Source organism: Allobosea sp. UNC402CLCol, from assembly GCF_000745475.1.
GTDB classification, from domain to species: Bacteria; Pseudomonadota; Alphaproteobacteria; order Rhizobiales; family Beijerinckiaceae; genus Allobosea; species Allobosea spartocytisi.
Map to the genome: position 1 here is coordinate 245,531 of NZ_JQJJ01000014.1, position 22,164 is coordinate 267,694.

20 protein-coding genes are annotated in these 22,164 nt (G+C 67.2%); 15 read left to right on the forward strand and 5 right to left on the reverse strand.

The features are described 5' to 3' along the window. The 6 genes from GY40_RS19695 to GY40_RS19720 all read left to right on the forward strand — a co-directional run bounded on the left by GY40_RS19695 (position 1) and on the right by GY40_RS19720 (position 5,903). Positions 1–1,161 (forward strand): iron-containing alcohol dehydrogenase, encoded by a 1,161-nt coding sequence (locus tag GY40_RS19695; RefSeq protein ID WP_051988307.1) that lies wholly within the window; start codon positions 1–3, stop codon positions 1,159–1,161. Beyond that, positions 1,161–2,372 (forward strand): sialidase family protein, encoded by a 1,212-nt coding sequence (locus GY40_RS19700; RefSeq protein WP_038365723.1) that lies wholly within the window; start codon positions 1,161–1,163, stop codon positions 2,370–2,372. Before GY40_RS19695 ends, GY40_RS19700 begins: the two co-directional genes overlap by 1 nt. An 83-nt stretch (positions 2,373–2,455) precedes the next feature. Then, the gene (locus tag GY40_RS19705; protein ID WP_038366016.1) at positions 2,456–3,220 is read left to right on the forward strand and encodes an ABC transporter ATP-binding protein; all 765 of its coding nucleotides are present in this window, start codon (positions 2,456–2,458) and stop codon (positions 3,218–3,220) included. Beyond that, positions 3,220–4,092 (forward strand): ABC transporter permease, encoded by an 873-nt coding sequence (locus tag GY40_RS19710; RefSeq protein WP_156116005.1) that lies wholly within the window; start codon positions 3,220–3,222, stop codon positions 4,090–4,092. Before GY40_RS19705 ends, GY40_RS19710 begins: the two co-directional genes overlap by 1 nt. Positions 4,093–4,128: 36 nt before the next feature. Next, positions 4,129–5,199 carry an ABC transporter substrate-binding protein gene (locus GY40_RS19715; RefSeq protein WP_038365725.1) on the forward strand — a complete coding sequence of 357 codons (1,071 nt, stop codon included), beginning with the start codon at positions 4,129–4,131 and terminating at the stop codon, positions 5,197–5,199. After that, a complete protein-coding gene (locus tag GY40_RS19720; RefSeq protein WP_051988308.1) occupies positions 5,196–5,903 on the forward strand; it encodes an SDR family NAD(P)-dependent oxidoreductase in 708 nt (235 codons plus the stop codon). The genes GY40_RS19715 and GY40_RS19720 overlap by 4 nt, the downstream gene beginning before the upstream one ends. Before the next feature lie 69 nt (positions 5,904–5,972). Here GY40_RS19720 and GY40_RS19725 read toward each other — a convergent pair whose 3' ends face one another. Continuing rightward, the gene (locus GY40_RS19725) at positions 5,973–6,674 is read right to left on the reverse strand and encodes a GntR family transcriptional regulator (protein ID WP_038365727.1); all 702 of its coding nucleotides are present in this window, start codon (positions 6,672–6,674) and stop codon (positions 5,973–5,975) included. A gap of 238 nt (positions 6,675–6,912) precedes the next feature. On the opposite strand from GY40_RS19725, the gene GY40_RS19730 reads away from it, so the two are divergent. The 7 genes from GY40_RS19730 (at position 6,913) to GY40_RS19760 (ending at position 14,791) form a co-directional block, all read left to right on the forward strand. Continuing rightward, on the forward strand, positions 6,913–7,923 hold the full coding sequence (locus GY40_RS19730; protein WP_038365729.1) for an ABC transporter substrate-binding protein: 1,011 nt from the start codon (positions 6,913–6,915) through the stop codon (positions 7,921–7,923). Positions 7,924–7,966: 43 nt separating this feature from the next. After that, complete coding sequence (locus GY40_RS19735; protein ID WP_038365731.1) at positions 7,967–8,755, forward strand: ABC transporter ATP-binding protein; 789 nt, start codon at positions 7,967–7,969, stop codon at positions 8,753–8,755. Between the two features lie 55 nt (positions 8,756–8,810). Beyond that, on the forward strand, positions 8,811–9,644 hold the full coding sequence (locus tag GY40_RS19740; protein WP_038365733.1) for an ABC transporter permease: 834 nt from the start codon (positions 8,811–8,813) through the stop codon (positions 9,642–9,644). 125 nt (positions 9,645–9,769) lie between these two features. Next, the gene (locus GY40_RS19745; RefSeq protein ID WP_051988309.1) at positions 9,770–10,987 is read left to right on the forward strand and encodes a lactonase family protein; all 1,218 of its coding nucleotides are present in this window, start codon (positions 9,770–9,772) and stop codon (positions 10,985–10,987) included. Positions 10,988–11,038: 51 nt separating this feature from the next. Further along, positions 11,039–12,769: an L-arabinonate dehydratase gene (gene araD, locus GY40_RS19750; protein WP_038365734.1), complete on the forward strand. Its 1,731-nt coding sequence runs from the start codon at positions 11,039–11,041 to the stop codon at positions 12,767–12,769. Between the two features lie 15 nt (positions 12,770–12,784). After that, positions 12,785–13,498 carry a ribonuclease activity regulator RraA gene (locus tag GY40_RS19755; protein ID WP_038365736.1) on the forward strand — a complete coding sequence of 238 codons (714 nt, stop codon included), beginning with the start codon at positions 12,785–12,787 and terminating at the stop codon, positions 13,496–13,498. Between the two features lie 180 nt (positions 13,499–13,678). Continuing rightward, a complete protein-coding gene (locus GY40_RS19760; protein ID WP_038365737.1) occupies positions 13,679–14,791 on the forward strand; it encodes a M20 family metallopeptidase in 1,113 nt (370 codons plus the stop codon). A 180-nt stretch (positions 14,792–14,971) separates the two neighbouring features. Here the strand turns inward: GY40_RS19760 and accC are convergent, their stop codons facing one another. The 3 genes from accC to GY40_RS19775 all read right to left on the reverse strand — a co-directional run bounded on the left by accC (position 14,972) and on the right by GY40_RS19775 (position 17,979). Then, positions 14,972–16,333 (reverse strand): acetyl-CoA carboxylase biotin carboxylase subunit, encoded by a 1,362-nt coding sequence (gene accC, locus GY40_RS19765; protein WP_038366029.1) that lies wholly within the window; start codon positions 16,331–16,333, stop codon positions 14,972–14,974. A 29-nt stretch (positions 16,334–16,362) separates the two neighbouring features. Continuing rightward, a complete protein-coding gene (gene accB / locus GY40_RS19770; RefSeq protein ID WP_038365739.1) occupies positions 16,363–16,830 on the reverse strand; it encodes an acetyl-CoA carboxylase biotin carboxyl carrier protein in 468 nt (155 codons plus the stop codon). A gap of 339 nt (positions 16,831–17,169) precedes the next feature. Beyond that, entirely contained in the window at positions 17,170–17,979 is an 810-nt protein-coding gene (locus tag GY40_RS19775; RefSeq protein ID WP_051988310.1) for a DsbA family protein, read from the reverse strand. 213 nt (positions 17,980–18,192) lie between these two features. Here GY40_RS19775 and GY40_RS19780 point away from each other — a divergent pair, with 213 nt between their 5' ends. Then, the gene (locus GY40_RS19780) at positions 18,193–19,383 is read left to right on the forward strand and encodes a pyridoxal phosphate-dependent aminotransferase (RefSeq protein WP_051988334.1); all 1,191 of its coding nucleotides are present in this window, start codon (positions 18,193–18,195) and stop codon (positions 19,381–19,383) included. An 83-nt stretch (positions 19,384–19,466) separates the two neighbouring features. Beyond that, positions 19,467–21,770, forward strand: coding sequence for a mechanosensitive ion channel family protein (locus tag GY40_RS26695; RefSeq protein WP_197062783.1), 2,304 nt, complete (start codon positions 19,467–19,469; stop codon positions 21,768–21,770). A gap of 13 nt (positions 21,771–21,783) precedes the next feature. On the opposite strand, the gene GY40_RS19790 is transcribed toward GY40_RS26695, so the two are convergent. Next, positions 21,784–22,137 carry a hypothetical protein gene (locus tag GY40_RS19790; RefSeq protein WP_038365740.1) on the reverse strand — a complete coding sequence of 118 codons (354 nt, stop codon included), beginning with the start codon at positions 22,135–22,137 and terminating at the stop codon, positions 21,784–21,786. Positions 22,138–22,164: the final 27 nt, after the last annotated feature.

A 22,164-nucleotide genomic window follows, 5' to 3' on the forward strand; every position in this document is an offset into this window, starting at 1 on the left:
ATGAACATCCACAGCCCCAGGCCGCTGGCGACCACGAGCCTGGCGACGCCGATCACGATCCAGCGTCCGCACATCATCGAATTCGGCGCCGGTACCGCGCCGCTGGCCGGCCGCTGGGCCGCCGCGCAAGGCTTCACACGCATTCTCGTCGTCGCCGACGCCTTCAACGCGAATCGCGTCGGCGTGCTGGAGCTGCAGGGCGAGGTCGCGATCTTCGGCGATGTCCGTCCCGAGCCCGATGTGCCCAACCTCGAAGCCGCCCTGGCGCTGGCCGGTCAGGTGAAGCCCGATCTCGTCATCGGCTTCGGCGGCGGCAGCGCGATGGACCTCGCAAAGCTCATCGCGGTCCTGCCCGGTTCCGGCCAGACACTTCACGACGTCGTCGGCCCGGAGAAGGTCGCGCGGAAGGGCGCGGCGTTGATGCAGGTGCCGACGACCTCCGGCACCGGCTCGGAAGCCGGGACGCGCGCGCTCGTCACCGATCCGGCGACGCAGAACAAGCTCGCGGTCCAGAGCCTGCATATGCTCGCCGACATCGCCATCATCGACCCGGTGTTGACGCTGACCCTGCCGCCGGCGGTGACCGCGGCGACCGGCGTCGACGCGATGGCCCATTGCGTCGAGGCCTTCACCAGCAAGAAGGCCCACCCGCTGATCGACATGTACGCGCTGGAGGGCGTGGCGCTCGTCGGCCGCTTCCTGGCGCGGGCCATCGCGGACGGCTCGGATGTCGAGGCGCGGGCAGGGCTCTCGCTCGCCTCGCTCTATGGCGGCTTCTGCCTCGGTCCGGTCAACACGGCCGCCGGCCATGCGGTCGCCTATCCGCTCGGCACGCGCCACCATATCGCCCATGGCGCGGCCAATGCGCTGATCTTCCCGCACACGCTCGCCTTCAACACCCCGGCCGCGCCGGAGAAGACGGCGGCGATCCTCGCTGCGCTCGGCCTGAAGGGCGGTGCGCGCGAGGAAGATGTCTTTGCGGCTGCGCATCGCTACTGCGCCGATCTCGGCTGCGAGATGACGCTCTCCGCGCTGAAGGTGCCGCGCGACGACCTGCCGGCCATGGCGAGCGAGGCCCACGCCATCCGCCGCCTGCTCGACAACAACCCCCGCGACATCAGCTGCGAGGAGATCCTCGCGATCTATGAGGAGGCCTATTGATGGGCGCTCATTCGACCGTCATCGAGCCGGCCGGCCTCGCCGAGCGCAGTGGAGTCTTGCATCCGCGCGAGGGCGATGCCGCCCGCATCGAGGCTTATCTGCCGAGCCCTTGCGTGCAGAACCATGCCGCCAATCTCGCCGTGCTCGGCAATGGCGATCTCGCCTGTGTCTGGTTCGGCGGCACGCAGGAGGGCATTCCGGACATCTCGGTGTATTTCTCGCGGCTGACGAAGGGGAGCTCGCGCTGGAGCGCGCCGGAGAAGCTTTCCGACGATCCCGGCCGCTCCGAGCAGAACCCTGTCCTGTTCACCACGCCGAAGGGCGAGCTCTGGCTGATCTGGACCGCGCAGATCTCGGGCAATCAGGACACGTCGTTGGTCCGCAAGCGCGTGTCGCGCGATCACGGCGTGACGTGGGGGCCGATCGAGACGCTGTTCGAGGCGCCCGAGGGCCATGGGCTGTTCGTGCGCCAGCCGCCGGTCGTGCTGGACGACGGCGCCTGGGTGATCCCGGTCTTCCACTGCGTCAGCGTGCCCGGCCGGAAATGGGTCGGCGACCGCGACGTCAGCGCCGTGCGGGTCTCGACCGACGAGGGGCGGAGCTGGGGCGAGCATGTCGTGCCGGGCTCGCTCGGCTGCGTGCATATGAACGTGCTGAAGACGAAGGAGGGGCTCGTCGCGCTCTATCGCAGCCGCTGGGCCGACCATGTCTATATCAGCCGTTCGGCTGACGGTCGCGACTGGTCCGCCCCGGAGCCGACCGAACTGCCCAACAACAACTCCTCCGTGCAGGCGACGGTGCTGGCCGATGGGCGCATCGCGCTGGTCTTCAACAAGGCGAGCCGGCTCGACGCCACCGATCGCCGCACCGGCCTCTATGACGATATCGAGGATGAGAGCGAGCCGGTCGTCGCGGCTGCGGACGCGCCTGCACCCTCTGCCCCCGAGCGCACCGCCTTCTGGGGCGCGCCGCGCGCGCCGATGACACTCGCGATCTCCGCCGATGGCGGCCGGACCTGGCCGGTGCAGCGCAATCTGGAAGAGGGCGACGGCTACTGCATGACCAACAACTCGAAGGACGGGCTGAACCGCGAATTCTCCTATCCCTCGATCACGCAGACGTCTGACGGCGAGCTCCAGATCGCCTTCACCTATTGGCGCCGCGCCATCAAGCATGTCCGTGTCACGCCCGCCTGGGCGGAACGCGGCTGAGCGACATCAGAAGAAGCACGAACAGGGAGACGCCCATGGCCGCCCTCGCTCAAGTCCACCCCATCTCGGAGGCAAAGGCCCAGATGCCGCGCGACCTCATCCGGATCAGCGGGCTCGAAAAGACCTATGCCGACGGCTCGGTCCACGCGCTGTCGAACATCGATCTCAGCATCAAGGACGGCGAGTTCGTCTGCGTCGTCGGCCCTTCGGGCTGCGGCAAGTCGACCTTGCTGCGCATCCTCGCCGGGCTCGACGATTACGACAGCGGCGAGGCCGCGCTTGACGGGAAGGCCATCACCGGCCCGTCGCGCGATGTCGGCGTCGTCTTCCAGGCGGCGAACCTGCTGCCCTGGCTCACCGTGCGCGAGAATGTCGCGCTGCCCTTGCGGGTCGGCGGCAAGCAGGTGGGGCAGGCGGAGGATGTCGACCGGCTGCTCGATGTCACCGGCCTCAAGGATTTCGGGCACCGCTACCCCTATGAGCTTTCGGGCGGCATGCAGCAGCGCGCCGGCATCTGCCGGGCGCTCGTGCGCAGCCCCCGCGTCCTGCTGATGGACGAGCCCTTCGGCGCGCTCGACGCGCTGACCCGCGAGCGGATGAACCTCGAACTGCAGCGCATCTGGCAGGCGAGCCGCAAGACCGTGATGCTGATCACGCATTCGATCTCGGAAGCGATCTTCCTCGCCGATCGCGTCGTGGTGATGTCGGCGCGCCCCGGCCGCGTCATCCGTGAACTCGAGGTGCCGATCCCGCGCCCGCGCTCCAACGACAGCATCATCAGCCACCCGGCCTATCCGGCGCTCGCCAAGGAAATCCGGGGCCTGCTCAACGCCCAGGGAGACGAATGATGAGCCAGGCACAGACCACCATCATCGCCGATTCCGCCGCGATCGAGAACGCCGCGCCCCGGCCCAAGGCCGCCGCTGGCAAGCGCCAGCGAAAGAAGGGCGTCAACGGCACCGCGATCACGCTCGTCGGCCTCGTCATCCTCTTCGCCGGCTGGGCGGCGGCGGTGAAGTATCTCGACGTTCCGTCCTACATCCTGCCGACGCCGCTGGCGGTGTGGAAGGCGCTCTGGTCGGGCCTCGCGGTCAGTCCGTCGAGCCCGCTCGGCTATTACCTGCCGCTCTGGGGCACGCTGAAGAACGCCGCGATCGGGCTTGCCATCGGTTCGGGCCTAGGCCTCACGCTCGGCTCGCTGATGGCCGAGAGTCGGCTGATCGAGAAGCTGGTGATGCCCTATGCCTTCGCGCTGCAATCGCTGCCGAAGGTGGCGATCGCGCCGCTAGTCGTGATCTGGTTCGGCTTCGGCGACGGCTCGAAGATCGCGATCTCGGCGCTGCTCGCTTTCTTCCCGATGCTGATCAACAGCTTCACCGGCCTGCGCGCCGTCGAGCCGGAGCGCATCGACCTGATGCGCTCGCTCTCGGCCTCGCGCTTCGAGACCTATCGCATCGTCAAGCTGCCCAACGCCGCTCCCTATATCTTCGCCGGGCTCGACATGGCGGTGGTCTACGCGCTGCTCGGCACCATCGTCGCCGAGTTCCTCGGCGCCCAGCAGGGCATGGGCGTCGTCATCACGCAGGCCCAGGCGGTGACCGACGTCGCCGGCGTCTTCGCCGCGCTCGTCATCCTGGGCGCGATGGGAATCCTGCTCCACGGCATCGTCCGCGGGCTGGAGGCACGCATCGTCCATTGGGGCGATCGCGGCCGCAAGTGAAACGACCACAACCATAAGCAAGCAAGGGAGAACGTCATGATCACCCGCAGACAATGGCTCCAGGCCAGCAGCGTCTTCGCATCCGCGCTGGCGCTTGGCCCGCGCTCCGCTTTCGCGCAGCCGGCCAAGACGGTGAAGGTCGGCGTCGGCCTCAAATCGATCAACGCCAGCGTCATCAACCTGCTGGTCGGCGAGGCGCTGGGCTACAATGCCGAGGAAGGTTTCAAGGTGCAGGGGCTGGCGCTCGGCGGCAACGCCAACGTCCAGGTCGCGACCGACAAGGGCGATGTCGATGTCGGTATCGGCGTGCCCTCCTACGCCCTGCCCATCCTCGCCCGGGGCGAATGGGGCCAGTCGCAATGGTTCTACCAGTACACCTATCCCTATAAATGGGACGTGGCGGTGAAGCCGGGCTCGGCGGTGAAGGCCTATGCCGACCTGAAGGGCAAGAATATCGGCGTCTCCGATTTCGGCGGTACCGAATATCCCGTCACCCGCAACGTGCTGAAGTCGCTCGGCATCGACCCCGACAAGGACGTGAAGTGGACGGCGGTCGGCGCCGGCGTGCCGGCCGGCGTCGCACTCCAGCGCGGCGCGATCGATGCACTCGCCTATTACGATACCGGCTTCGGCATCATCGATGGCGCGGGCATCCCGCTCGAATTGGTGAAGCGACCCGACAATCTGCCGATGATCGGCGGCCAGTTCCTGATGGGTCTGCGGCCGCGCATCCAAGCCGAGCGCGCCACCTTCGTCGGTTTCGGCCGCTCGACGGCCAAGGCTTCGCAGTTCATCCTCGAAAATCCGACGGCCGGCGCCAAGGCCTTCCTCAAGCTCTATCCGGAAACCGCCCCGCGCGGCTCCACCGAGGAGCAGGCGGTGAAGTCGGTGCTGGAGGCGATCAGCCGGCGCATCAAGCTCTACGAGCCGCCCTATCAGGGTGCCAAGATGGGCTCGATCCGGGTCGACGAATTCGTCACGGAAGCCAAGATGAACGACTGGGACATCAAGGACTTCTCCAAGATCTACACCAATGATCTGATCGGCGAGATCAACAATTTCGATGCCGAGAAGATCCGGGCGCAGGCGCGCGCCTATACCGGATGAGCGAGACCCCTTCCGAAACCGACGGGCGCGTGAAACATGCGCTCGTCACCGGCGTCAGCTCGGGCATCGGCGCAGCGATCGCGCAGCAACTGCTCGGCGAGGGCTGGGCCGTGACCGGCTTCAGCCGCAGCGCTCCGGCCTTCTCGCATGAGCGGCTCGCCCATGTGCCGGTCGACATCGCCGACCGGGCGGCGCTGGGCGGGGCGCTTTCGGGTCTGGCCGGCGTCGACGCCATCGTCCACGCCGCCGGCATCCTGCGCGTCGGCGTGCTCGGCTCCCTCGACCCCGTGAATGGTCAGGCGATGTGGCGGCTGCATGTGGACGCGGCCGAGCAGATCGTCGAGGCGCTGGCCGCATCGCTGCCGGAGGGCGCGCGCATCGTCTTCATCGGCAGCCGCACGGCGGCGGGCTCGGCCGGACGCGCGCAATATGCCGCGACGAAGGCTGCGCTCGTCGGCATGGCCCGCTCCTTCGCGATCGAGCTCGCGCCGCGTCGGATCACGGTGAACGTGGTGGCGCCCGGCGCGACCGATACGCCGATGCTGAGGGACCCGAACCGGGCCTCCGTCGCGCCCAAGATGCCGCCGATGGGCCGGCTGGTGAAGCCGGAGGAGGTCGCGGCGACTGCCGCTTTCCTGCTCTCGAAAGGGGCCGCGAGCATCACCGGGCAGCAGATCGTCGTCTGCGGCGGTGCTTCGCTCTGAAGGCGGCGTTCTGAGGCCGAGACTCCGATTCAACCGGGCATCGTTCTGCTTCCCGGCACTTTCGACGCGTCAGTTCCTGAAATAGGTCGGGTGCAGCTCTCGCAGCGAGGGCACGAAGTCGAGTGAGCGGGAGAGGTGATCGCGCAGCGCGTCCTGGGCCGCGGCCGGATCTTTCGCCTCGACCGCATCGAGGATGGCGGTGTGCGCCGCCAGGATTTCGCGCATCTTGCCTTCCTTGGGCAGATGCAGGCGCCGCAGCCGGTCGATATGGCCGCTCTGGCGCCGGACAAGCTCCCAGAGAACCGCCATATGCGCCGCATCGTACAAGCAGCGATGGAAGGCGTGGTCGGCGGCGGCGAAGGCTTCATGCTCGCCGAGATCGGCAAAGGCCGTCTGCTGCCGGACGAGGCTTCGCATTCTCGCCAGCACCGTCGGCTGCGGCGCGAGCGCAAGCGCCCGCACCAGCTCGAGCTCCACCGAGCGGCGCAGGAACTGGCCTTGCCGGGCGAGATCGAGGTCGATCGCGCTGACGACGGTGGCGTGCTGGGGGAAGACATCGACCAGCCGCTCTTCCTGGAGCTTCATCAGCGCGTCGCGGATCGGCGTCGAGGAGAAGCCGAAGCGCTCCTGCAATTCCTGCCGCGACAGCATCGTCCCCGGCGCCAGCGCCAGCGAGATGATCTCCTCGCGCAACAGGTCGAAGACGATGCCGGCACCGCCCTTGGTCGCCGGCTTGGGCGCTGCCGCAAATCTTTCGAGAAGGTCGCTCATCCTGTTCGCCTCTACCGCACCGGACCGAATACCGCATTCGGCGCGGCGTGACAGCTCCTTGCCGTGTTTCGCATTTTAGCAAGCGCCGATGCCCACGGGCTGGAACGCCGTCGTGCCGTTCGGATTTTAGCATTGCCGAAGGGTTGACGCACTAATGCATTAGTGGTTTGACTGATGCCAATCAAGGCGCATGGCCATCGGCCAAGGACGCGAACAAGAATCATCAGGGAGGGACCTCATGCTCACACGCAGGCAGACGCTCGCGCTCGGTGCGGCGGCGGCAATCGGCGTTCATTCCGGCGCAAGGGCGCAGGCGAAGACCGAGATCTCGCTGAGCCGCCAGCCCGGCATCCTCTACATGCCGACCCATGTCATCGAGAAGCAGAAGCTGATCGAGAAACATGCCGAGAAGCTCGGCGTGGCCGGCGTCACCACGAAATGGGTGAATTTCTCGAATGGCGGGGCGCAGCAGGACGCGTTGCTCTCCGGCAGCGTCGACATCATCAACACCGGCACCGGGCCGCTGCTGGTGCTCTGGGACAAGTCGCGCGGCCGGGTGAAGGGGATCTGCGCCAGTTCCGCCCAGCCCGCGCTGCTGCTGACGCGCGACCCGCGGATCAAGACGCTCAAGGACTACAAGGAAGGCGACAAGATCGCGGTGCCGACCATCCGCGTCTCGACGCAGGCGATCCTGCTCCAGATCGCGGCCTCCGACCTGTTCGGCCCCGATAAATGGAACCATTTCGATGCGATGACGGTGCAGCTTGGCCATCCCGATGCGCTGATTGCAATGAAGAACCCGAGCCACGAGGTGAAGAGCCATTTCGCGGCGCCGCCCTTCCAGTTCTACGAACAGCAGCAGATCCCCGAGGTGCGCGTCGTCGCGAGCTCCGCCGACATCATGGGCTCGCCGCTGAGCCAGGGCCAGTTCATGACGACGACGGGCTTCGCGGAGGCCAATCCGAAGATCGTCCAGGCGCTGCGCAATGCGGCTGAGGAGGCGAAGGGCTTCATCGAGACGAAGACGCCGGAGGCCGTCGAGATCTATCGCGAGGTCACGGGCGACAAGACGGAGACCGGCCAGATCCTGGCGATGCTAAAGCAGCCCGGCATGATGGAGTGGAACATCTACCCGCAAGGCACGATGAAGTTTGCCGAGCACCTCGCCCGCACCGGCGGCATCAAGTCGAAGCCGGCCGCGTGGAAGGACTATTATTTGCCGGTGGCGCATGACCTCTCAGGGAGCTGAGTTGGCTTCGCCGCATCTGTCCGCGCCGGTCCCGTCCGCGCCAATGTCGCAGGCCGTCGCCGTGGCCGAGCCCTTGCTCGACGTGTCCTCGGTCACCTTGCGCTACAAGCTGCCGGGGCGGGTGATCACGGCGACGGAGCGGGTCTCCTTCCAGGTCAACACCTCCGACCGCTTCGTGCTGCTGGGGCCGTCGGGCTGCGGCAAGTCGACCCTGCTCAAGGCGGTCGGCGGCTATCTGAAGCCGAGCGAAGGCAGCATGACGATCAAAGGTCGGACCGTGACGGCGCCCGGGCCCGACCGCATGATGGTCTTCCAGGAATTCGACCAGCTCCTGCCCTGGAAGACCGTTCTGGAGAACGTGATGTTCCCGCTGGTGGAGGCGCGCGGCCTGTCGCGCAAGGAGGCGGCCGAGAAGGCCAAGCTCTATATCGAGAAGGTCAACCTGACGCGGGCGCTCGATTCCTATCCGCATACGCTCTCGGGCGGCATGAAGCAGCGCGTCGCGATCGCGCGCGGCATGGCGATGGAGCCCGACATCCTGCTGATGGACGAGCCTTTCGCCGCGCTCGACGCGCTGACGCGCCGCACCTGTCAGGACGAGCTGATCCAGCTCTGGGAGGATACCCGCTTCACGGTGATGTTCGTCACGCATTCCATCGCCGAGGCGATCAGGATCGGCAACCGCATCCTGCTGCTCTCGCCGCATCCCGGCCGCGTCAAGGCCGAGGTGGTGGACGTCGATACAACGTCCGTCGCCGACGGCAGCGCCGGCCGCCTGGAGCGCGAGATCCACGACCTGCTCTTCGCCGATGACGGCGTGGCGGCGCATTAGAACCGGGACGATGGCCATGCCCCCAGAAACATCGTCTTCGACCGCCCGCATCGAGATGTGTCCCTCGTCCGGCCCGGCCAGCGCCGAGGTGGAGCGCAAGGTCGGCCTCATCGAGGCGCTCTGGGATGTCGGTGCCGTCCGCAAGACGGCGATCATCCTCGTCCTCGCCGCGATCTGGCAAGCCTATGGCGTCTATCTCGACAACCCCCTGCTGTTCCCGAGCCTGACCGAGACGCTGCGCTCGCTCTCCGAGAACATCGCCAGCGGCGTGCTGCCGGCCCGCGCCTGGGCCTCGCTCAAGGTTTTGCTGATGGGCTATGTCGTCGGCGTCGCCTTTGCCGGCGTGCTGACGATCGTGGCGATCAACACGCGCATCGGCTCCGATTTCCTCGAGACGGTGACGGCGATGCTGAGCCCGCTGCCGGCGATCGCGCTCCTGCCGCTGGCGCTGATCTGGTTTGGGCTCGGCAATGGCAGCCTCGTCTTCATCCTGATCCATTCGGTGCTGTGGCCGGTTGCGCTCAACACGCATTCCGGTTTCCGCGCGGTGTCGGAGACGCTGCGCATGGTCGGGCGGAACTATGATCTCCGTGGCTTCCGCTACATCCGCAAGATCCTGATCCCGGCCGCCTTTCCCTCGATCCTGACCGGCCTCAAGATCGGCTGGGCCTTTGCCTGGCGCACGCTGGTCGCGGCCGAGCTCGTCTTCGGCGTCTCGTCGGGGCAGGGCGGTCTCGGCTGGTTCATCTTCGAGAACCGCAATTTGCTCGAAATCCCGGCGGTCTTCGCCGGCCTGCTGACGGTCATCCTGATCGGGCTCGTCGTCGAGAACCTGATCTTCCGGACCATCGAGGCCCGGACCGTCCTGAAATGGGGCCTCCAGCATTAATCCGGCCGGCAGATCGACCACGATGGCGCGAGGGGATTGACATGGCAAAGTGGAGCAGAAGGCAGTTCGGGGCGATGACCCTGGCGGGCATCGCTGCGTCACCCTGGTCCGGAGGAACCGAAGCGATGGCGCAATCCGCCAAGACCCGCACGGCCGAGACCGGCACGACCACGGCCGCCAACGTCTCGACCGCTTATGTCGCGGTCGGCCCGGAGCTGACGCAATATGCGGTCGACGGGACGACGATCAGCCCCGTGCCCGGCAGCATGGTAAGCGTTCCGGCACCGATCCAATATGTCTGGCAGCATCCGGGCAAGCCGATCGCCTATATCGCGTCGAGCGATCGCTTCGCGGCAAAGCCGGCCGATCTTCACCACCTCAGCGCCTTCGCCATGGCACCGGGTTCGGGCAAGCTGAGCCTGATCGGAGCCCCACGGCTGTTGACGTCGCGGCCGATCAACATCTCGACCGATCGTGACGGACGCTTCCTCCTGGTCGCCTATAACGACCCGGCCTCGCTGACCGTCCACCCGATCGCGGCCGACGGCAGCGTCGGCGAAGCGATCAAGCAGGACGGCAAGCTCGATGCCGGCATCTATGCGCATCAGGTGCGAATGCTGCCGTCCAATCGCACCGTCCTTCTGGTGACGCGCGGCAACGATCCGGCTGGCGGCAAGCCGGAAGATCCCGGCGCGCTGAAGCTCTTCTCCTTCAACCAGGGCAAGCTCGCCGAGAAGCAGTCGGTTGCGCCGGGAAGCGGCTACGGGTTCGGCCCGCGTCATGCCGATTTTCACCCGACCAGGCCCTGGTTCTATGTGACGATGGAGCGGGAAAACCAACTCCAGATGTTCACGCTCGGAGCCGAAGATCGCATTGGCCCCGCGCCCACCTTCGTGAAGACCACGCTGGCCGAGCCCGGCAAGGTTCGTCCGGGGCAGGTGGCCGGTGCGATCCATGTCTCGCGCGACGGCCGCTTCGTCTATGTCTCCAACCGTGCCGACGGCAAGACCGAGCTGGATGGCAGGAAGGTCTTCGTCGGCGGCGAGAACAGCATCGTCGTGTTCGCGATCGACCCGAAGACGGGTGAGCCCACCTTGATCCAGGCCGTCGACACGCGCAGCTACCATGTCCGTACCTTCGCCATCGATCCCTCGGGCAAGACACTCCTCGCCGCGAGTGTCGCTCCGATGGACGTCGCCTCGGGCGGCCCCGTCTCGACCGTTCCGGCCAAGCTGACCGCCTTCGCGATCGGAGCCGATGGCAAGCTGAGCTTTACCGCAGAGCGGGCGGTGGACACGGCGAAGGGACCGATGTTCTGGTGCGGATTTACGCCGCTGACCTGATCGGGCGAAGATCGGCGACACCCTGGCGACACTGCGGAAGCGAAGCTGACAATGACGAAGACACCGGAAAACCTGCGCAGCGCGCGCTATTTCGAGCCGGACGATTTCCGCTCCTTCGGCCATCGTTCGCGGATGAGCCAGATGGGCTACGCGCCGGAGGAGTATCGCGGCAAGCCGGTGATCGCGATCATCAACACCTGGTCCGACCTCAACCAGTGCCATGCGCATTTCAGGCAGCGCGCCGAGGATGTGAAGCGCGGCATCCTGCAGGCCGGCGGCTTCCCGGTCGAATTGCCGGCGATCTCGCTCTCCGAGAGCAAGGTGAAGCCGACGACCATGCTCTATCGCAACTTCCTGGCGATGGAGACCGAGGAACTGATCCGCTCGCATCCCGTCGACGGGGCGGTGCTGATGGGCGGCTGCGACAAGACCACGCCCGGCCTGTTGCTCGGCGCGACCAGCGCCGGCGTGCCCGCGATCTTCGTGCCGGCGGGGCCGATGCTGCGCGGCAACTGGCACGGCAAGGTGTTGGGCTCGGGTTCGGACGCCTTCAAGTACTGGGATGAGCGCCGGGCCGGCAACATCTCCGACAAGGACTGGTCGGAGATGGAGGTCGGCATCGCGCGCTCCTACGGCGTCTGCATGACCATGGGCACGGCCTCGACCATGACGGCGCTGGCCGACACGCTCGGCATGACGCTGCCCGGCGCCTCCTCGATCCCCGCCGCCGATTCGAACCATATCCGCATGGCGACCGCGACCGGGCGGCGCATTGTCGAGATGGTCTGGGAAGGGCTGACGCCGGAGAAGATCCAGACCGAAGCCGCCTTCCGCAATGTCATCAACGTGGCCATGGCGATGGGCTGCTCGACCAATGCGGTGATCCATGTCGTCGCCATGGCGCGCCGCGCCGGCCATGCCATCGGGCTCGAGGATTTCGACGCGGCGAGCCGCAAGGTGCCGGTCATCGCCAATGTCAGGCCGAGCGGCGACACATATCTGATGGAAGATTTCTACTATGCTGGCGGGCTGCTTGGCCTGCTGACGCGGTTGACGCCCTTCCTCGACCTCGACCAGATCAACGCCTCCGGCAAGAGCTGGCGCGAGAGCCTCGTCGGGGCCGAGATCTACAATGACGACGTTATCCGCCCGCTCGACAACCCGATCTATGCCGAGGGTGCTATCGCGCTGCTCAAGGGCAACCTCGCGCCGCGCGGCTGCGTGATGAAGCCTTCCGCCGCCTCGCCGAAACTGCTGACGCATTCCGGGCCGGCGCTCGTCTTCGACGATTATCCGATGCTGAAGGCGAATATCGACCGCGATGATCTCGACGTGACAGCCGATACCGTTCTGGTGCTGCGCAATGCCGGCCCGCTCGGCGGCCCCGGCATGCCGGAATGGGGCATGCTGCCGATCCCCAAGAAGCTGGTGAAGCAGGGCGTGCGCGACATGGTGCGCATCTCGGATGCGCGCATGAGCGGCACCTCCTACGGCGCCTGCATCCTGCATGTCTCGCCGGAATCCTATGTCGGCGGGCCGCTGGCGCTGGTGAAGACGGGGGACATCATCACTGTCGATGTGCCTAACCGCAGGATTTCGATGGAAGTTTCCGACGAGGAACTGGCACGGCGCAAGGCCGCGCTGAAGCCCGAGCCTGCACGCTACGAGCGCGGCTATGGCTGGATGTTCTCGCGCCATATCGGCCAGGCCGACGAAGGCTGCGACTTCGATTTCTTGCGCACCGATTTCGGGGCGCCGGTTCCCGAGCCCGTTATTTTCTAGACCGGAGCGACGATCATGCTTTCCACCGAAACGCGCGAGAAGCTGAAGCGCGTCAGCACCGCGACGCTTTGTACGGCGCTGTTCAAGCGCGGCTTGCGCAACCAGTTCATCCAGAACGTGCACCCGCTCGGCTTCAAGGGCGAGAACATGGTCGGGCCGGCCTTCACCCTGCGCTACATCCCGGCGCGGGAAGACCTGAACCAGCTCAGCGTCTTCCAGGACAGGTCGCATCCGCAGCGCAAGGCGGTCGAGGAATGCCCGCCCGGCGCCGTCTTCGTCGTCGACAGCCGCCAGAATGCGCGCGCCGCGTCCGCCGGCTCGATCCTGGTGTCGCGATTGATGGTGCGCGGTGTTGCCGGCATCGTGACCGATGGCGGCTTCCGCGATAGCCCGGAGATCGCGGAGCTCGCGATTCCCGCCTATCACCAGCGCCCCTCGGCGCCGACCAACCTGACCTCGCATCAGGCGATCGAGATCAACGGGCCGGTCGGCTGCGGCGACGCGCCGGTCTTTCCGGGTGACATCGTCGTCGGGGACGGGGAGGGCGTCGTCGTCATCCCGGCGCATCTCGCCGACGAGATCGCGGAGGAGGCTATCGAGATGACGGCCTTCGAGGATTTCGTCACGGAGAAGGTGCTGGAGGGCCGCTCGATCCTCGGCCTCTATCCGCCGACCGACGAGCAGTCGAAGATCGATTTCGCGGCCTGGCGTCAGAAGACGGGGCGATAAGCGCCGCGTCGAGGGGGGCCGGACCTTCCGTTCGGGCGCCCGTCAATGGCCTGCCCCTGAGCAAGCTCAGGGAGCGGGCAGGGGTCGAAACCGGGCCTGGGTTCCGTCATGCGCTCATGGCTCGGCGGCGCGCTTGCGAATTCACTTGTCCCGTTCCGGCCTCTTGGCGATAGATCGGGCATGACACATGCCGATGCCGCCGCCGCGCTCTCCGTCTGGGTTGCGCTCGAGAGTCCCACCAGTCATCCCGCCGGCGTGAACGGCATGATGGATCTGGTCGCGAAGGAGGTCGCTGGCCTGCCGATCGCGGTCGAACGGATCGCCGGCCGCGACGGGCTCGGCGACATGGTGATGCTGCGGGCGGGGCTCGACAACGGCCAGCCGGCCGTCGCGGTGATGTCGCATCTCGATACGGTGCATCCGGTCGGGACGAGCAGCAAGGACCTGCCGGTTCGCATCGAGGGCGACAGGCTCTATGGGCCGGGCGTCTACGACATGAAAGGTGGGGCCTGGCTCGCCCTGCAAGCCTTCAAGGACGTGGCGAGGGCCGGTTCCGCGAAGCGGCCGATGATGTTCCTGTTCACGCCGGACGAGGAGATAGGCTCTCCGACGAGCCGGGGGGTGATCGAGGAGATCGGCCGGGGATCGACTGCCGTGCTGGTCACGGAGCCAGCGCGGCAGGGCGGCAGGATCGTGACGGCGCGCAAGGGCGTCGGCCGCTTCGAGGTCCGCTTGGAGGGCCGGCCGGCCCATTCCGGCTCGCGCCACGCCGACGGGCGCAGCGCCATCCGCGAGGCGGCGCACCAGATCCTCGCCATCGAGGCCATGACCGACTATGCGCGCGGCATCACCACCAGCGTCGCGCTGATCGGCGGCGGCACGGCGGCGAACGTCATTCCACAGCATGCCTGGTTCAGCGTCGACTGCCGCGTCACGACGCTTGCCGACGGGGCGATGATGGAGCAACGCATCCTCGGCCTGAAGGCTCATGATCCGGAGGTGACGATCCGCATCACCGGCGGCATGAACCGCCCGCCTTACGAGAAATCCGCCGCCGTTGCGGAGCTGTTCGAGACGGCGCGCGGCGTCGCGGCCGGGATCGGGCTCGACCTGCAGGATTGCCCGATGACGGGCGGCGGTTCCGACGGCAACTTCACCGCCGCGCTCGGCGTGCCGACGCTCGACGGCCTCGGCATCGATGGCGACGGTGCTCACACGCTGCAGGAATACGCGCTGATCTCCTCGATCGCGCCGCGCCGCGCGCTGATGAAGGGCCTGCTGGAGACGATCTGAGGTCTGCCCGCCTGACGAAAGGCCCTTTGAGGAACCATCGGTGGCATCCCGGCTCCGGCACGGATCCCGGGTCGCGCTTCGCTCCGCCCGGGATGACGGGCGAAGCGAGGTCGCAGTCACCGGAAAACAAAAAGCCCCTCGCATCGCGAGGGGCTTTTCCGTTTCCGGTGACCGGAACTCTCAGGCCTCGGGCTCACCCATGCCGCCGGCCGCGAGGAATTTCTCCAGCCAGTGGATGTTGTAGTCGCCGTTGAGAATGTCCGGGTTGCGCACCAGCGTGCGGAACAGGGGCAGCGTCGTATCGATGCCGTCGACGACGAACTCGTCGAGCGAGCGGCGCAGCCGCATCAGGCATTCGTCGCGGTTGCGGCCATGCACGATGAGCTTGCCGACCAGCGAATCGTAATGCGGTGGGATCGTATAGCCTTGGTAAGCCGCCGAATCGACGCGCACGCCGAGACCGCCCGGCGTATGGAACGAGGCGAGCTTGCCGGGCGAGGGGCGGAAGGTTGCCGGGTGCTCGGCATTGACCCGGCATTCGATGGCATGGCCCTCGAGGACGATGTCCGACTGCTTGAGCGAGAGCGGTGCGCCGGCCGCGATCCGGATCTGCTCGTTAACGAGGTCGATCCCGGTGATCATCTCGGTCACGGGATGCTCGACCTGGATGCGGGTGTTCATCTCGATGAAGTAGAACTCGCCGTCCTCGTAGAGGAATTCGATCGTGCCGGCGCCGCGGTACTGGAGCTCGCGCATCGCCTTGGCGCAGATCTCGCCGATGCGGTCGCGTTCGCCGGCGTTGAGGGCGGGCGAGGGGCCTTCCTCCCAGACCTTCTGGTGCCGGCGCTGAAGCGAGCAGTCGCGCTCGCCGAGATGGATGGCGTGGCCGCGGCCGTCGCCGAGCACCTGGATCTCGATATGGCGCGGCTTCTCGAGATATTTCTCGATATAGACGGCATCGTCGCCGAAATTCGCCTTCGCCTCGCTGCGGGCGGTCGAGAGCAGGACGGAGAGCTCGTCCTCGTTGCGCACGACCTTCATGCCCTTGCCGCCGCCGCCGGACGCCGCCTTGATGATCACGGGCAGGCCGATCTCGCGGATGATGCGCAGCGCCTCGGCATCGTCGGAGACGCCGCCCTCTGAGCCCGGCACGCAGGGGATGCCGAGGCGCTTGGCCGTGCGCTTAGCCTCGATCTTGTCGCCCATGCTGCGGATATGCTCCGCCTTCGGGCCGATGAAGGTGATGTTGTGACGATCCAGGATCTCGGCGAAGCGGGCGTTCTCGGACAGGAAGCCGTAGCCGGGATGGACGGCGTCGGCGCCGGTGATCTCGCAGGCGGCGATCAGCGCTGGGATGTTGAGATAGCTCTCGCGGGCCGGCGGCGGACCGATGCAGACGCTCTCGTCGGCGAGGCGCACATGCATGGCGTTGGCGTCGGCCGTGGAATGCACCGCGACGGTGGCGATGCCGAGCTCCTTCGCCGCGCGCAGCACGCGCAGCGCGATCTCTCCGCGATTGGCGATCAGGATCTTGTCGAACATCTTGATCTCGTCGTCGTTGCGCTTGGGCGTCACTCGATCACCAGCAGCGGCTCACCGTATTCGACCGGCTGGCCGTCCTCGACCAGGATCGCGGTGACCTTGCCGGCGCGCGGCGCGACGATGTCGTTGAAGGTTTTCATCGCCTCGACGAGCAGGATGCGCTCGCCCTGCTTCACGATGCTGCCGACCTCGACGAAGGGCTTGGCCTCGGGCGAGGGGCGGCAATAGGCGGTGCCCACCATCGGGGAGGTGACGGCACCGGGATGGCCCGCGCCGGGCTTGACCTCGACGGCGGCGGGCGCCGCCGGGGCAGGGGCGGCCGGAGCGGGAGCGACCGGATACGGAGCTGCCGGTACATGCACCGTGGTCGCCAGGCTGCGGGCGACGCGCACGCGCAGATCGCCCTTCTCGACCTCGATCTCGGTGAGATCGGTCTGGTTCAATAGCTCGGCAAGCTCGCGGACGAGGTCTGGATCGATCGGGCTCTTGGTCGCCATGGCGGATATCACCGTCTTCTCGGATAATCGGTTGGGACGGCGGCGGCGCCGCCATCCCGCTCGTTTTGGTTCAAGCGGCGAGAGCCGCAGGCTTCATCCCGGAGGTCGCGCCGACCTTTCGATCTGCCGGGCCGGACATGGCAGGGGATGTCCCGCTGCTGGATCGAGCCGACAGAGCGAAGGAGGAGCCTTTCGGCGTGGGCGTGGCGACCATGAAGGATGCGGATTCCAGGGACCGCGCGAGGCGGCGGACGCCGTCCTCATAAACGCTGCGGGCCGGCAGGGGAAGCCTCAAGGCTCCCTTGCCGGCCCACGGAAGGCGGTCATCCAGGCGGCGGATCAGCCGGCGCAGTCGGTCTTGCCGCAACGACGGACCGAGTCGAGCTTCTGCTTGAGGGCATCCTGGCCGACGGCGCCGAAGACGATCTCGTCGCCGATCACGAAGGCAGGCGTGCCCGTCAGGCCCAAACGATCGCCCAGCGCGACGGTGTCCTCGATCGAGGCCTTGGTGGCGGCCGCGTCCATGTCCTTGCGGGCGCGATCGATATCGACGCCGAAATCCTTGGCGATCTCGAGCGCCTTGGCGCCGTTCACGCGGCCCTTCACGCCCATCAGCTTGTTGTGGAAATCGAAGTATTTCGGCCCCTGGAGCTGGTTCTTGACCGCGATCGCGACGCGGCTCGCCTCGACCGAATCGGGTCCGAGGATCGGAAAGTCCTTGAGCACCACCTTGAGCTTCGGGTCGGCCTTGGACAGGGCGGTCACGTCCTGCATCGCCCTTTTGCAGAAGCTGCAATTGTAATCCATGAACTCGACGAGCGTGATGTCGCCTTCCGGGTTGCCGATGACGATGGAGGTGGCGGGGTCGGTAAGTTTGGCCTTTTCTCCCGCGACCGCGTTGCGCTGGGCCTCGGCCTGCGCAACGGTGTTGCGCCGCTCCAGCTCGACGAGCGCGTCCTGAATGATCTCCGGATTCTTGACGATGGTCTCGCGGATGAGATCGACGATCGCCTTGCGCTGCTCGGGCGTGAGCGGGGCCTGGCCCTGCGCCATGGCGGGCGCGGCGACCGTCGCGAGCCAGAGGCCGAGCGCGAGGCCGGCAGGGCGCAGGCAGGCGCGCGCTAGGCTGGTGAGGGTCGGGAAAGCCATCTCGTCGTCCTTTCGCTTGCGGCACCCGCAGGATGGGCGCCGGCACGGAAGCGTTTCAGCCCGTGCTTGTGGTTGCTCGGCGTGCCGGCGTCAAATCACAGCTTAGAGTGCCCAGCCTGACCCGGATGCTCCGATCGGCTCCCTTGCCGCAGGTTGCAGGCGGCGGCGGCCTCGGCTACGCCCGCGGCCAGATCGCCGCAAACGGACATGACGATGCCGCAACCCAGCTTTCCAGCTTCCGGCCTGCCCGCCCTTGCGGAACGAGCCCAGCGCGTCGCGCCATTTATCGTCATGGACGTGATGAACCAGGCGGCGGCCATCGAGCGCAAGGGCGGCTCGGTCGTGCATATGGAAGTCGGCCAGCCCTCGGCGCCGACGCCACGCTCGATCCGCGCCGCCGTTTCGCATGCGCTGGAGGATGGCCGGATCGGGTACACCCAGGCGCTGGGCACGGATTCGCTGAGGGCTCGCATCGCCCGCCATTATCGCGAGGCTTATGGCGCGGACGTGGCGGCGGAGCGGGTCGTGGTGACGACGGGCTCCTCGGGCGGCTTCGTCCTGGCCTTCCTCGCCTGCTTCCAGCCGGGCGCACGGATCGCGATCACGGCGCCGGGCTATCCGGCCTATCGCAACATCCTGATCGCGCTCGGGCTGGAACCGGTCGCGATCGAGGTCGGGCCGGAGACCCGTTTTGCGCTGACCCCCGAGCTGATCGAGCGCGCCCATCGCGAAAAGCCGCTTGCCGGCGTGCTGACGATGAGCCCCGCCAACCCGACCGGCGTGGTGATGACACCTGAGGCCATCGCGGAGGTCACCGCCTGCTGCCGTCGGCTCGGGCTCTGGTACATTTCCGACGAGATCTATCACGGCCTGACCTATGAGGCGCCGGCGACCACGGCGCTCGCCGCCGATCCCGACGCGATCATCGTCAACTCCTTCTCCAAATATTACTGTATGACCGGCTGGCGAGTCGGCTGGCTGGTGGTACCGCCGCGTCTCGTCAGGACGATCGAGCGGCTGCAGCAGAATTTCTCGATCTCGGTGCCCTATCTCAGCCAGGTCGCCGGCGAGGCTGCCTTCGACGCGACGGAAGAATGTGAAGCCATCAAGGCCGGCTACGCCGCGAACCGCGCCTTCCTGCTGAAGGCCCTCCCGCAGATCGGGCTGGGGGATTTCCTGCCGGTCGACGGCGCCTTCTACATCTATCTCGACGTCGGCCGATATTCGAACGATTCCATGAGCTTCTGCCGCGACGCTCTCGAAAGGGCAGGGGTCGCGATCACGCCCGGGCTCGACTTCGACGAGGGGCGTGGGGCGCGCACCGTCAGGCTCTCCTTCGCCGGCTCTCTCACTGAATGCGAGGAGGCCGTTTCGCGCCTCGGAACCTGGCTCAAGACGCGCTGACGACGAGCTTTGAGCGCGAGCCCCTTGCCAGGCTCGGCCAAAGCTCAGCATTGTCAGTGGCGAGCGCGAAGCGGAGATCTGCCATGAATCGTGGCGCGGCCGGCCCGGCTGTCATGAGATGGGGCGTTTCTCTGGTCCTGGCCTGTCTGGCCATGCTCGTTGCCGGCCATGCCGCGCGCGCCCAGACGCCGGCCCAGCCCCCGGTCGTCCTGACATTGCGCGGCGACGAGACGCCCGAGACGATCGCGAATACGGTGAACGCGCTGTCGGCCGGCGGCCGGCAGGTCGAGATCAGGCTCGCCGGAACGGCTCCGCCGCCTGCGCCCGACGCGACCGACAAGAAGCCAAAATCGGCATCGAAGCCGGCCGCGCCCGCGAAGGCCGGGCCGGTCGGAATGCCATCGACCGGCGACGACATGCTCTCCGGCCAGATCGACGCGCTGCTCGACCGGGTCGTCGACGGCATCGACTATGGCAACAGGGCGATTCCGAGCATTGCCGGGTTGCCGGCGGATTGGCAGGCTGCCTGGCAGCGCAATGCCAATGGGCAAACCGGGTTGCCGGCCGGCTGGCGCATCCTGTCGATCGTGGCGCTCGCGCTGGCCGTGGCCTTCCTGGTGCGGGCCGCCTGTGCGGGCTGGTTCGCCCGCAAGCGCGTGCCGGCCGGGCCGGAATTCACGCCGCGCCTGATCGCCTCCGCCTACGGCCTCGCCGAGGACATGCTGACGATCCTGCTGGCGCTGCTGGTCGTGCGGATCGCCCGCAACGCCTGGCTGCCGGAGAGCGACATCGCCTCGATCAGCCTGACGACGGCGACCAACGGCGCTGCCATCGGAGCGATCTACATCGCCGTCGGCCGTTTCCTGCTGGCGCCCGGCGCGCCGGAACGGCGCATCATGCCGCTGCCGCGGGCCGACCATCACTTCCGGCTGCTGGTCCTCTATGCGATCGCGACGCCGGTGATCGTCACCAGCATCCTGCTCACGCACCACGTCGCGCATGATCCCCTGCCGGCTGCCGGTCTCATCGCGCTGACCGGTTTCGCGGTGACGCTGTTCAAGCTCTGGTGGTTCTACGACATGCGCCATGACCTCGCGGCCCTGGTGCTGTCCGGGGCCTCGTCGCCGGGCGTGGTGCGGCGCATGGTGGCGGCCGGGGCTGCCTGGTTCTACATGGCGGCGAGCATCCTGCTCTGGCTCGTCGAGGCCGGGGCGGCGATGATGACGAATGGCGGGCGCTGGGCAGAAGCCGGTGCGCTGACGCAGACCGCCATCGTGATCCTGCCGATTCTCGTCGTGGGCATCTCCAGCCTGATGCATTGCCGGGCCATGCATCGCCAGACGACGCAGGGGGCGACGCCTCTGTCTCAGGCCGGCGGCGCGGCGCTGCGGGCCGCCGCGGTCGGTGTGATCTGGGCAGCCGGCCTCTTCGTGCTGGCGCGGCTCTGGGCCGCCTTGCTGCTCGGGATGAGCTCGGACCAGTTCGTGGTCTTTTCCCGCCAGGCGGCCGGCGTGGTCGTCTTCGCTTTCGCCGGCTGGGTGGCGCTGGTCTTCCTGCGCGCGTTCTTCGATGCCTATGCGCCGAAGCGCCTCGTCGTCGGTCCCGCCGATGAGGAGGCCGCCCATGACGATGCCGTTCCGACCCGTCTCGCCACGGTTCTGCCGGTCCTGCGCGGCGTCATTCTCGGCGCGGTGATCGGCCTGACCATCCTTGTCGTGCTCTCCCGCCTCGGCGTCGATATCGGCCCGCTGCTTGCCGGTTTCGGCATTCTCGGCCTCGCCTTTTCCTTCGGTTCGCAGACGCTCGTGCGCGACATCGTCTCGGGCATGTTCTTCATGATCGAGGACGCCTTCCGCGTCGGCGAATATGTCGATACCGGCCGCCTCAAGGGCACGGTGGAGAAGATCTCGCTGCGTTCGATCCAGTTGCGCCACCAGAGCGGCCAGATCCACACCGTGCCGTTCGGCCAGATTTCGTCGCTGACCAATGCGAGCCGCGACTGGGCGACGGTGAAGTTCAATGTCCGCCTCGACCATTCGGCCGATATCGAGCAGGCGCGCAAGGCGATCAAGAAGACCGGCCTCGCCTTGCTCGAGGATCCGGAATTCGGTCCGCATTTCATCGCCCCGCTCAAGATGCAGGGCGTCGCCGACATCACCGACAGCGCCATCGTGATCCGGCTGAAATTCACGGCCAAGCCGAACCAGGCCTCGGCGTTGCAGCGCGAGGCGCTGAAGCGGGTCTACCGGGTGCTGAACGAGGCCAGGATCCCCTTCGCCTCGAACGCGGTCACGGTGCGCGGCGGTGACCAGAGCACGCAGGCCGGGGCGGCCGCGGCGATCTCGACCGTGCCGCCGCCGACCCCGCTCGCGCCTGCGGCGGGTTGATGGCGCTCAAGCGTCAGAGCAACAGGAACAGCCCGAAGCCCGTCACCGCGAGCACGGCACCGAACAGACGGGCGAGCCGGGCGGCGCCGATGACCGACAGGCGTTCCGCGCGGCGGCCAGCACGCGCAGCCGGCTCGGCCTCCACCTCGCTGCGATACTGGTCGGCATAGAGGCCGGGCGTCATCTGCGGGCCCATCGGGCGATTGCCTTCGAGTTCGACCCTGACGGCGATGAACAGGACGAGCAGGCCGAGCACGCCGATGCCCAACCAGCCGACGGCGCGCCATGCGAGAATGGCAAGCGCGGCCAAGGCCGTCGCCGACAGGACGCTCAGGACGATAGGCTCCGTGCTGCGCGGTGGCGGCATGCTTGCCCCTCGGATGGCTTGCGAGCC